The organism is Patescibacteria group bacterium (assembly GCA_026397045.1).
GTDB lineage: Bacteria > Patescibacteriota > Saccharimonadia > CAILAD01 > BJGX01 > JAPLVO01.
Genome location: JAPLVO010000014.1, coordinates 56,635 through 68,605, shown reverse-complemented (window position 1 = coordinate 68,605; position 11,971 = coordinate 56,635). Strand labels below are relative to the sequence as shown.

At 45.3% G+C, this 11,971-nt stretch carries 11 protein-coding genes and 1 tRNA gene; 11 read left to right on the top strand and 1 reads right to left on the bottom strand.

Annotated features, from left to right (window positions below; translation table 11 throughout):
• Window positions 1–67: 67 nt before the first annotated feature.
• Window positions 68–943, top strand: coding sequence for a hypothetical protein (locus tag NT111_03190; GenBank protein MCX6804994.1), 876 nt, complete (start codon window positions 68–70; stop codon window positions 941–943).
• Between the two features lie 48 nt (window positions 944–991).
• On the opposite strand, the gene tsaD is transcribed toward NT111_03190, so the two are convergent.
• Complete coding sequence (gene tsaD / locus NT111_03185) at window positions 992–2,023, bottom strand: tRNA (adenosine(37)-N6)-threonylcarbamoyltransferase complex transferase subunit TsaD (protein ID MCX6804993.1); 1,032 nt, start codon at window positions 2,021–2,023, stop codon at window positions 992–994.
• 58 nt (window positions 2,024–2,081) lie between these two features.
• On the opposite strand from tsaD, the gene NT111_03180 reads away from it, so the two are divergent.
• The 10 genes from NT111_03180 to NT111_03135 all read left to right on the top strand — a co-directional run bounded on the left by NT111_03180 (window position 2,082) and on the right by NT111_03135 (window position 11,966).
• Window positions 2,082–3,038 carry a peptidoglycan bridge formation glycyltransferase FemA/FemB family protein gene (locus tag NT111_03180; protein MCX6804992.1) on the top strand — a complete coding sequence of 319 codons (957 nt, stop codon included), beginning with the start codon at window positions 2,082–2,084 and terminating at the stop codon, window positions 3,036–3,038.
• The gene (locus NT111_03175; GenBank protein MCX6804991.1) at window positions 3,038–4,111 is read left to right on the top strand and encodes a peptidoglycan bridge formation glycyltransferase FemA/FemB family protein; all 1,074 of its coding nucleotides are present in this window, start codon (window positions 3,038–3,040) and stop codon (window positions 4,109–4,111) included. The genes NT111_03180 and NT111_03175 overlap by 1 nt, the downstream gene beginning before the upstream one ends.
• A 9-nt stretch (window positions 4,112–4,120) precedes the next feature.
• Window positions 4,121–5,461 (top strand): phosphomannomutase/phosphoglucomutase, encoded by a 1,341-nt coding sequence (locus NT111_03170; GenBank protein ID MCX6804990.1) that lies wholly within the window; start codon window positions 4,121–4,123, stop codon window positions 5,459–5,461.
• Window positions 5,462–5,844: 383 nt separating this feature from the next.
• Window positions 5,845–6,735, top strand: a complete 891-nt coding sequence (locus NT111_03165; GenBank protein MCX6804989.1) for a nucleotidyltransferase domain-containing protein — start codon at window positions 5,845–5,847, stop codon at window positions 6,733–6,735.
• Between the two features lie 120 nt (window positions 6,736–6,855).
• Window positions 6,856–7,116 carry a co-chaperone GroES gene (locus NT111_03160; protein ID MCX6804988.1) on the top strand — a complete coding sequence of 87 codons (261 nt, stop codon included), beginning with the start codon at window positions 6,856–6,858 and terminating at the stop codon, window positions 7,114–7,116.
• A 9-nt stretch (window positions 7,117–7,125) separates the two neighbouring features.
• On the top strand, window positions 7,126–8,763 hold the full coding sequence (gene groL / locus NT111_03155; protein ID MCX6804987.1) for a chaperonin GroEL: 1,638 nt from the start codon (window positions 7,126–7,128) through the stop codon (window positions 8,761–8,763).
• 442 nt (window positions 8,764–9,205) lie between these two features.
• Complete coding sequence (locus NT111_03150) at window positions 9,206–10,252, top strand: bifunctional phosphoglucose/phosphomannose isomerase (GenBank protein ID MCX6804986.1); 1,047 nt, start codon at window positions 9,206–9,208, stop codon at window positions 10,250–10,252.
• 77 nt (window positions 10,253–10,329) lie between these two features.
• A tRNA-Ser gene (locus NT111_03145) sits at window positions 10,330–10,419 on the top strand.
• A gap of 281 nt (window positions 10,420–10,700) precedes the next feature.
• Window positions 10,701–11,489 carry an SDR family NAD(P)-dependent oxidoreductase gene (locus NT111_03140; GenBank protein ID MCX6804985.1) on the top strand — a complete coding sequence of 263 codons (789 nt, stop codon included), beginning with the start codon at window positions 10,701–10,703 and terminating at the stop codon, window positions 11,487–11,489.
• 81 nt (window positions 11,490–11,570) lie between these two features.
• Window positions 11,571–11,966, top strand: a complete 396-nt coding sequence (locus tag NT111_03135) for a hypothetical protein (protein MCX6804984.1) — start codon at window positions 11,571–11,573, stop codon at window positions 11,964–11,966.
• Window positions 11,967–11,971 lie beyond the last annotated feature (5 nt).

The following is an 11,971-nucleotide window of genomic DNA, read 5'->3' as shown; positions in this document are numbered from 1 at the left end:
CAGTCGGTATAATAATCACTACAATAAGGATAACTTGTATGAATAGTTTATCGAAAGGAATTGCTACATGAAAGATATATATAGTCCGCTAGAAATTGATGAGGAATGGGATGAGCGAGCTCCGATGGCTGATGGTTCGGCAACGGCAGTTTTGGTTAAGCCTCAGAACGATAGCGTCTCGACATTACCACCAGAAGACAGCACCGACCAATCCACTCCAGTAATGGCTGATTCAGCCCTGCCGCCTCTTAACGGCACACTCCCTCCCTCCATGCTGCCCGCAACTCAAGCCGAGGATATTGATAGTAACGCTTACGATGTATCCTCCATGGACACTACTATGGGCCAAGATGATACTTTCAACATCAAGGAAGCCGGGATGGCAATGGGAATGCCCTCCGAAGATAAGCCAGAAGCCACCGCAGAAGTTCCCGCGATGACCGATTTGAATACAGACCTAGGCGACTCTTCGAGCACAAACACGGCCGAGCCAGGGGAGATGTTTAAGCCATCAATTACTCCTTCCGCTGGTATTCGCGAAGATCAGATCATAGACAATAGCAAAAAGTCCGAGCCAGAAGCTCCCGTAGAGCTGGCCTTGAGCCCGGTTGCTAGTACAAATTCTGATTCCAAGAGCGATCCCGAACCTAAGCATAAGCCACTACCCGTATTTTCCATGAAGGAAGACAAGCCAAGCAAAGAATCCGACTCAAGCGATGAAGACCAAGGCCCTACAGGTAAGCGCTTTTCGGCTGAAGTAGAAAGATTAAACGACGCAAAGCAGCGGGCAGTTGATAACCTAAATAAACTGAAAGATGAAGTTCAGGAACAAATCGACGACATGAACTCTAAAATTTCTACCATGCAAGAAAGTGTAGTTAAAAAAGAAACTGAACTAAGCAATATCGGCGCAAAATTAGACGAAGTCGGCCCAGTTAAGTAAAAATATCAATATTCCCTATAATAAGGCACATCTCTTTTATTTGATTTATTATATCGTTTCTAGACTAGAATCAGCCCTTAGGGTGTTTGGGTCTTGGTATAAATTAGCAACGGCCATTTGGTAGGCTAGGGCTCCCAACATTGCTGCGTTATCAGTGCAGAGAACTGGAGGAACGAAGATCGCATCGGGCATTATAGCTGTTAACTTTTCGCGCAAGTAGGCATTGCAGGCTACTCCACCTCCAACCACGAGTGCCTTGGGGCTATATCGCAGGTAGGCTTTATGGGTCTGGGCCACCAGTGCACCAACGGCAGCTTTCTGGAATGAAGCCGAAATGTCGGCGACAATTCTATCTTCGAGTTGATATGTTTTTTTCTTTTCCATAGCCCCTGGATTCACACCCGTAATTTCCTGGACCTGCCTTAGTACTGCAGTTTTGAGTCCGGAAAAACTAAAATCAAAAGTATTTTTAGGGAGATTTGCTATAGGGAAGCTATAGGCGTCTTGGTTGCCATTTTCGGAGGCTTTTGAGATAGCTGGCCCACCAGGGTAGGGGAGGCCAATAAGCTTGGCGACTTTGTCGAAGGCTTCACCCGCGGCATCATCAAGTGTTTCACCGAGCACTTCTCGCGATAGGTCTTGTTTATAAATAGATAGGGCAGTGTGCCCGCCAGATACAGTAAGCGCCAGAAAAGGAAATTGCGGTGGGTTGTCTGTTAGAAAACTAGCAAAAGCATGTGCCCAAATATGATTAACGCCGATCAAGGGTTTGTTTTTGGTTATTGCCAGAGTTTTGGCAGTCATAACCCCAATTATCAATGACCCTATTAGGCCAGGCCCCTTAGTGACGGCGATTGCATCAATATTATCCCAGCCCAGGCCAGACTCCTCGAAGGCCTTCTCGATTACTGGAATAATAACTTCTATGTGCGATCGAGCTGCTACTTCAGGTACAACCCCGCCATAAGGAGCGTGTATTTCAGCCTGGGAGAAGATGATATTGGACAGTATTTTAGTCCCGTCTTGTATTATCGCGACAGCAGTTTCGTCGCAACTTGATTCGATTGCTAATATATTCATTATTGACTATTGTATAGCACCGCAAGACATAGACAAGCATGCTTGCTACAATAGAGTCATGGAAAATTTACCTAACGATTGGGATGTACTGCAAAAAAGCCTTGGCGCATCTGTGCTTCAGGGCATGGTGTGGTCGGAGGTTCAAGAGTCTATGGGTCGAAGTGCTTATTTCGAAAGATCTAATCACTGGAGCTGGGTTGGGTTTGAGCGTAAATCGCGTGGCCTGAGGTACTTAAATGTGCCCTATGGACCAACCGCCAGTCTTAACGCTAAGGACGCACTGGAATCCGTTGCGGCTTTTGCCACCCAAGAAGGCTTTGATTTTGTTAGAATCGAGCCGATGGGGGTTATTGGTAAATCAGACCTGGATAGTATAGGGGCTATCAAGACATCTGAAGTCGACCCAGAGCACACTCAGGTAATTGATATCACCAAGCCGATCGATGCCCTCAGGGCTAATCTGAGATCTGGTCATCGTTCCGATATAAATGGTGCTAGCAAGCGGGGAGTTGAGGTTTTGTCTACAGACAGTCAGGAAGGCCTCGAAATATTCCTGGGAATGCTGCGAGACACTGCAAAGCGTGCGAAAGTGACTTTTTACCCGGATAGCTACTATCGGCAGGTGTTCAAGCAGATGAGCCCAAGCGGTAGCATGAAGCTGTATTTGGCTAAAGCTGACGGCGAGCCTGTGGCTGGTGCATTGTTTTACGATTATAACGGCGTTAGGAGCTACGCGTATGCTGGGGCTTTTCAGGACCTAAACAGGAAGCACAAGGCCACAGTCTGCATGATGTGGCAGGCTATCCTAGATGCAAAGCAATCTGGTAGTACGGCATTTGATCTCTGGGGAGTCGCACCCGATGATAACTCCAAGCACAAGTGGGCCGGTATAACTTCATTCAAGAAAGGTTTTGGGGGAGAGACTGTGGCCTATTTGGGCACCTATGACATACCGATCAATAAGCCTAAATACAAAGCCTATAGGATTTATAAAAAATTTAGAGGTCGCAGCTAGTGATTCGGCTCGCGACTGAGCTCGAGATAGCTCGGTGGGATGAGCTAATATGTTCAAACTTCGATGGTGGGCATCTTTATCAGAGCCAAGCCTGGGCAAGTATCAAACAGGCTGGCGGCTGGCAGCCAGTGTATTGTATTTACGAAGCCACGGCCTATTTTGTAGCATTTTTGTTGATCAAAAAACCAGCTTCGATTCTTGGCAATATCTACTATTGCAGCAAGGGTCCGGGGTTTTTCAAAAACTATCAAGCCAGCAAGCTAGCCGAGGCTCATTTTATGGAGTTTTCAGCTGATCTTGTAAGCTTTTTAAGAAAGCTAGATAAGCAAGCGATACTCGTTAAAATCGAGCCAGAGCTAGAATTTAGTACCAGCCTAGACCTCGGTCGGCTTGGGTATCTTAAGTATCGCCTGGATCTTCAATCTAAAGCCACTATTATTCTGGATATTTCTGATAGCCTGGACGGAATAATGACTAATTTTAAGTCCAAGACTCGTTACAATATTCGCCTAGCAGAGCGCAAAGGCGTGAAGGTGGAGCGTCGCCCAATGGATGATTCAGCTGTGGACTTGATGTACGATTTAATGCAAACCACCCAAAAGCGTGGCGGATATTTTCTGCGCCCCAAGCAGCATTTTGGCAACTACTGGCGAGAGCTCAGTGCTGCTGGGTTGGGTCAATTACTAGTGGCTACGCATCAAAGTGAGGTCTTAGGCGCTGTATTCGTGGCCAGGTTCTCGGGCCGAGCGTATTACAAGGACGGCGGATCCTATGACTCGAAGCGCAATCTAATGGCACCATACCTACTGCAGTGGGAGGCAATTAAGTGGGCTAAGCAAAATGGCGATAAGCTCTATGATATGGTTGGGGTGCCGCCTATAGCCAAATTGTCTGACAGCAAGCATCCCCAATCTGGCCTGTATCAATTTAAGCGTAGTTTTAGCGATAATGTCGTGGAGTTTGTCGGTTGCTGGGATATGCCCATAAATTCTACTAAGTATAAGCTATGGGCTAACCAAGAAGAGTATTTTCTTAGGCTATATGCCAGAATACGAAAGAACTTATTCTGGTAGAATATAGTTATGCTATTTAATCCATCTGTATTTAAGGCTTATGACATCCGCGGCGAAAGCGCCAAGGGTGTGTCTCCCGAGCTTGCCTACAGAGTGGGGCAGTCGATGGCACAGTATTTGCCTCCAGGCCAAGTCGCTGTAGGCAAGGACATGAGGCTGGATTCTATTGATTTGGCAGATAATATCGTCCGAGGCCTGACTGAGCAGGGTAGGGATGTCCTGGATATTGGCCAGGTAAGCACAGATATGCTCTACTATGCCATTGAATCCAAAGGGCTTGCTGGAGGCGCCATGGTTACAGCCAGTCACGATCCCCGTGGCTATAATGGCATTAAGCTGACCAGTAAGGGTGGAGCACCGATAGGTATGGGGTCGGGCCTAGAAATTATAAGGTCTATGGCTAAGGATATGGTGTTTTCACCAGCCGTGGATATCGGTAGCGTGGAAAAGATTGATATTACCAACCTGTGGGTTGACTTCGCTATTAAGGCGGCAGGCAGCATTGACCGTCCGCTGAAGGTAGCCTGGGACGCCGGTAACGGCATGGGGGGTATTGTCGTGGAGAGCCTACTCAAAAAGACCAACCTAAACATCGTTGGGCTGTATTTAACTCCCGACGGTAACTTTCCCCACCATCATCCTAATCCCATGATAGAGGCCAATTTGGTAGATCTAAAGAGCAAGGTTAGCTCCGGCGGGTTTGACTGCGGCGTTGCATTTGATGGAGATGCGGACAGGGCTATGCTGGTTGATGAAACCGGTAGAACTATCTCGGCTAGCGAACTTGGCTTGGTTTTTGCCCATCAGGCTTTGGCGCAAAAGAAATCCAGTATTGTCTATAATGCCTCATGCTCTAGAGCGCTACCAGAGATCATTGGAAGACTAGGCGGGATCGCAATAGAAGTAAAAGTTGGCCGCCCGAGCATGAAGCAGGCTATGGCTAAGCACCACGCGGTACTTGGAATTGAGCAAGCCCAACACTATTACTTTGCTGAATTTAACAACGATACTAGTGGGTTAATAGCATGCCTGAGGGCTCTTTCTATTTTATCTAAATCTAGCAAAAAGCTTTCCGAGCTAGTTCGGCCTTATCGTAGGTACTACGCTCTGGCTGAACAGACATTTGAGGTTCCAGACGCACAAAATGCTATTGATTTGGTACGACAAAATATTACAGCCGATCGGCTAGATTACATAGATGGCCTGAGTATTTATAACAAGTCCTGGTGGGCCAATATTAGGTCCAGTAATACCGAGCCCCTGCTAAGGGTAAATTTAGAGGCTCTAGATCGGGCCACGGCAGAAGCCAGCTTACAGAAGATAAAGGAAATCATCCACAAAATTGCTTGATATTTGGCCAGTAAGGGTTTAATATTAGCTCATTCTTAGAGCAAAATAAGAACGAACTTTTCAATTTTAACAAACAGCATGATTCCGGTATTTTGCCTGATCACTTGCAGAATACTGCTGAATAGTGTTGTTTGTTGAATAACGCGGTAGTAGCAGATAGCAAATTTTTTATCTAGCTACTACCGCAACATTTGGCTGGGCCCACCCACATAGCTTCTCGCTCTCGTAAATTGAGAAATGAGCCCTGTGTGATAGATGTTTGCCTTTGATGGGGTAAAAAGCAAACATTGCTTAGATCGTGGGCCCAGCCTCCCACCCAATAGTAGACCCAGAGTTTTTAAAGCTCTGGGTCATTCTGCTTTTATTTGAGATATACTGTATCTATGAGTGTTTATAAAACTAAGCAAAGAGAGTCGCAAATTAGCCATGCCTGCCTGGATCTACTAGCCTACTATGCTGTTTGGGGGCTACGCGTAGACTTTAATACTATATTTAGCCTGGTATCAATAAGAACAAGCCATTTGGCCATAAAGAAACAGCTGGTAAATTTGGAAAAGCGGGGTAAGGTTTCTTTGGTCGATGGAAAATATGGATTATCGGCTCATAAATATCCTAATCAGAAGAAGATGTTGGGTCAGCAACAGATATTGCTCAAAAAAGCTCTTCGCTGGGCTCGAGCTATCGGGATGCTGCCATTTGTTAAATCTATAGTAGTGGTAAATAGTGTTGCTCTCGGGAATGCCCACGATCAGAGCGATATTGATTTGCTAATAGTTACCTCTCCAAACCGTATTTTTGTCTCCAAGGGCATACTTATGGGCGTGCTTAAGCTTCTGCATCAGCTGGAGGATCAATTTGTGTCTGCAGGTAGATTTAGCCTGGGTATGTTTTTGACTACCAAGGGGGTTAAGATGCAGAAGGATATAATGAAGGTCAATGAGCCTGGGCTGGTTTATGCCATGATCTGTGCCAAGCCGATATACGGGGCGAGTATTTGGTACGGGATACTAAAGTGCGACCCATACATTCAAGAAAAGTTACCAAACTTTGTTTGGCCCAAGCTTCCAATGCGAATTTATAGTTCTGGCTTTAGAATTATCGACAGGCTTGACGATATCGGCTATCACCGACATTTGCGACATACCGCAGCCCAGCCTAAGAGCCACCACCCAGATGCTTTTATCCGGGTTCGCCCAGATATTATTAATCTTCACCATAAAGGTACATCCGCCCAATTAGCCACCCAGTGGCGGAGTATAAGAGATAACATTTAGCAGTCTAATAGGTAGAGTGCTTGACAAGTAACTTTTGCCAGATGTATATTAATATCAATTAGCACTCATATGTATAGAGTGCTAATACTGACTATACTAAATTTTAAAGCAGGGAGGCAGATGAAGATCCAACCACTAGCAGATCGTATTGTGTTAGAACAACTTGAACAGTTAGAACAGACCAAGAGTGGCATTATATTGCCCGACAGTGCCCAGGAGAAGCCCAAGATGGCCAAGGTTCTTGAAGTCGGTAAGGAAGTCAAAGAAGTAGCTGCGGGCGACACAGTGCTCTATAAGAGCTATGGCCCAGATGAAGTAAAGGTAGATAATAAAGATTATATGATAGCCAAAGAGGAAGATATCCTCGCGGTGATAAAATAAGGAGTAATTATGGCAAAAGATATTATATCAAGCGAAGAAGCGCGAAAAAAATTAAAAGCTGGTGTCGATAAATTAGCCGACACTGTAAAAGTAACACTCGGTCCTAAAGGTCGAAATGTTGTACTGGAAAGTAAATATGGGAGCCCAAATATCACTAACGATGGGGTTACTATTGCCAAAGAAATCGAGCTAGAAGACGCCTTCGAAAATATGGGGGCACAAATAGTAAAGGAAGTGGCTAGCAAAACTAACGACCTGGCAGGCGATGGCACAACAACCGCCACTGTATTGACACAAGCTATTGTCGATGAGGGAGTAAAGAATGTTGCTGCTGGTGCCAATCCGATGGCGATCCGTAGAGGCATAGAGAAGGCCTCCGCAGCGGTTTCAACAGAGCTAGATAGAATAGCCAAGCCCGTTAAGGCTAGCACTGAAATTGCCAATGTAGCTAGTATTTCGGCTGATGACCCAGAGGTGGGCAAACTGATAGCCGAGGTGATGGATGTAATAGGTGCAGACGGAATTGTTACTGTCGAAGAGGGACAGACTTTAGGCTTAGCAAAAGAAGTAGTCGAAGGTATGCAGTTCGATAAGGGCTATGTGAGCCCCTATATGGTCACGGATCCAGCTCGCATGGAGGCAGTTATGGAGAATGCGCCAATTTTAATCACAGATAAAAAGATTAGTGCTATCAACGAACTATTGCCACTACTCGAGAAGCTCGCGGCAGATGGCAAAAAGGATTTAGTTATAATTGCCGATGAGGTAGACGGGGAGGCCTTAACCACACTTGTTTTAAATAAGCTACGGGGAACATTCAATGCTCTTGCTATTAAGGCACCTGCCTTTGGGGATCGACGCAAAGAAATGCTTCACGATTTAGCAGTCCTAACGGGTGGGCAAGTTATTACTGAAGAAGTGGGGCTAAAGCTAGAGGACGCCGCTATAGAGATGCTTGGTGAAGCCCGTAAAGTTATCGCCGATAAAGACAACACCACTATAGTTGAGGGCAAAGGCAGTAAGTCCGCGCTCAAAGAGCGAGTTGCTTTAATCAAAAATCAGATCAAGACAACCAATTCCGAGTATGAAATCGAAAAGCTCCAGGAGCGAGTCGCCAAATTAGAGAGCGGAGTAGCTGTTATCAAGGTCGGTGCGGCAACAGAAGTAGAGCTTAAAGAGAAGAAAGCCCGAATCGAGGATGCCATCAATTCCACTAAAGCTGCCGTAGCAGAAGGAATCGTAGCAGGAGGCGGAGCTGCCTTGATCAAGGCCCGAAAGGCGCTAGATGGCTTGAAGCTAGATGAAGAGGAAATGATAGGTATAGCTATTGTGCGTAAGTCGCTAGAAGCCCCGATTAGGCAGATAGCTGCTAATGCCGGTATCACAGACATAGCCGTAATACTTGAAACAATAGTCAAGGCAAATGACAATAAGACAGGATGGGATTTTGCTAAGAACGAAAAGGCCGATATGCTCTCCAGGGGTATTATTGATCCTGTTAAGGTTACCAAGAGTGCATTGATTAACGCCACCAGCGCAGCATCGATGCTACTTACCACCGAAGCAGCCGTAGTAGAATTGCCGCAGAAGGAAGCAGCATCAGCTCCACCTATGCCAGACATGGGCGGCATGGGGGGAATGATGTAGCTCCCTTCCGGTAGCCAGTGGCTTAAAGATTAAAAAAATAACCCCCGTAAAGTTGGGGGTTATTTTTATAATTTAGTTATATTATAGTATTGACATAATACTATAATTATGATATTATTTAATTCTGGCACAAGCCAAAAAAACGCGGGAGCCAAGGGGAGGCTAGAGAGTAGGCTTTTGAAGCTTTATTCTACTGTCGTAGAACTCTCTAGCCTCAGGGCCCGATTTCTTCTGAGGACTCCTTTCCTCCTCAGAAGCACAGGTGGTATCTGTGGGTAAATAAAATACCGGGGCCAGGACGCAAGTTCTGGCCCTAAGTCTTTATAAGAATAAATATTATATTTTGGTTGGGCTAATAAGCGAGTGGAATATGGCCTTAGGTACTTTGCCTAGCTGATATGTAGGCATTATAAGTGGTACAATATAGCTATTAGGAGGAAACATGATAGATATAGCTAAAATAAATGAACTGGATAAAGATCGCATATTCGACATGATTGGAGCTCAGCCCGAGCAGTTGAGGCGCAATTATGCCGACACCATGCATGAGGATATCACTGCCGAAGATGGGGTGGGTATATCGGGCATAGTGCTAGCTGGGATGGGTGGCTCGGCACTGGCTGCAAATATAATTAAAAGCTGGCTTTACGGTAGTCTGGTGGTGCCTTTTGAAATAACTAGAGGGTACAATTTGCCTAGCTATGTAGGCCCAGACACCTTAGTTGTGGTGTCATCGCATTCCGGCAATACCGAAGAGGCTCTTAGCTGCTACAAGCAGGCCTTGGGCCTGAATGCTAGGATAGTCATTATGACAGCTGGTGGCGAGCTGATGGACCTCGCCCAGCAGAAACACCACGGCCTATTAGAGCTACCTGCAGGGGTTCAGCCAAGATTAGCTGTATTCGCTGGGCTAAAGGCCTTAGCGTGCTTATTTGAGGACATGAGGCTATCCTCCTCCACAGATTTGCGTGGGCAGCTTATTAATGCTGCAGACTTTTTAGATAAATTAAAATTTGAGATGAGCCCGGATAATGATACCAGTAACCGGGCAATGGAAATCGCCGAGCAGTTAGCGGGAAAGATCGGGATTATTTACTCAGGCTCAGTACTTGGCTCGGCCGCCTATAAATGGAAGATAGATATCAACGAAAATGGCAAGCAATTGTGTTTTTATAATACCTACCCGGAGCTAAATCATAATGAATTCCAGGGCTGGATGTTCCCTGAAAAGAAAGATGTTGTATCTGTACAGCTGGAATCTAGCTTGGAAAGCGCTCAAATGCAAAAGCGCATGGACATCACCAAAAATATCTTAAAAGACAAAGGCTTTGAGCCAATAGTTATAGAAGCCCAAGGCCAGACACTTATAGAGCAGTTGCTTTCTACTATCTTGCTAGGCGATTATGTCTCAGCCTATGTTGGAATTGCTAATGGAATTAATCCAACCCCAGTGGATTTGGTAGAAAAGCTCAAAAAAGAACTCGGCTAAGCAGTATTATTGGGGTCAAACTTTGTGCTACGAGGTTTTCCCAAAACGGGCTTTTTTTGCTAAACTATACCCCGCACGGAGAGGTGTCCGAGTGGCTGAAGGAGCACGCTTGGAAAGCGTGTAGGCGGGCAACCGTCTCGAGGGTTCGAATCCCTCTCTCTCCGCCATAATAAATGCCCGAGCTTGCCTCGGGTTTTTATTATGGAATAGATATAATGAGAACCCTACTGCTGCTTGCAGCAGGGTTCGGTGGAGCGAAAGCACGCGCAGAAGTTTACTTCGAGCATGATTGAAGCGGAAAAGGCGCAAGCCGCTATCCCTCTCTCCGCCATAATAAATGCCCGAGCTTGCCTCGGGTTTTTATTATGAGAATGTTTGTTGCGATAATGGGCACTAAAAGGTCTATAATAAAAGTTGTAAATAGCTAAAAAACCGCAAAAGGAGTGTCATGATAAAAGTATTAATAACCGGATGCCGCGGCGGCATAGGCTTAGACAGTGCAGTGGCCCTCGCAAGGCTTGGCTACAAGGTATATGCCACCGTACATAGAGAAAAGTCGGTAGAAGAACTTAAGACCTTTGCCGCGCAGCAGGGCATAAGACTTGAAATATTCAAACTCGATATCACCATGAAACAAGATAGAGACAAAGCACTGGCGCTTGATATCGATGTACTAATAAACAACGCCGCTATTGGCGAATCAGGCTCACTGGCCGAAATACCAATGTCTAATGTTAGAAAAAACTTTGAAACTAATGTTTTTGGCACCCTTGAACTAACCCAGGGTGTACTCAAAAAAATGATCAAAAAAGATTCTGGCAAAGTTATTATCATTAGCTCATTAGCTGGGCGTATGCCGATAGCTTTTTGGGGAGCCTATTGCATGACCAAATTCTCGCTTTCGGCTGCTGCCGACATTATGCGCCAAGAGCTTAAGCTAGTAACCAAAAATGTCAATATTATTGTAGTCGAGCCTGGCACCTACGCCACGGGCTTCAATCAGAGGGTGATGAATAGCAAATACGCCTGGATGGACAAATCTTCTTATTTTAATAAAGTAATAGATAAGATCAAGAAAAATGAAGAGGCAAGATTTGCTCTGTTTGAGAGAAAAAGTAATAGCTCAATAGTCAAAAAGATTGTTGCAGCAGTAGAGGCCGACAAGCCTCGCCTGCGCTACACTGCGCCGTGGTGGCAAGCCGCCGGTTCTCAGCTCGGTAGAATATTTGGCAGATAACGCCGTAGACCATAAAGAGCAACTTATATTGGGTAGCAGGCTATCAATGATTTTTTCGTACAACCTTGATATTATAATAATATGAGGTTATCTAAGCTACTATCCGATAAAGAAATTATCCCCATCTGGAGCAATGTGCCATTTTACATTCCAGCGGGGCTGGCTTTTACGAAAGGTCTTTGGGCTTACGGACTGCTCATCGCACTGGCTGCCAGTGTGTCGCTATATTATCATTTGTCCAATGAAAAGGAGCTGAAGCGACTAGATAAAATTTTAGCATATAGTGTAATAACCGCTAATCTTTACATATTATATTTGTCAGGCTTAAAGCTGCCGTATTTTCCGATTGCTTTAATTTTTGTGGTTATCGCTTTTTATTTCTTATTGTCTGGTAAGGATCACAAATATGATGTTTACCATGGTATGTGGCACTTTTGCTCGGTGATTATTACTCTAATGTGTGTTTTGGCATATTAAATGTA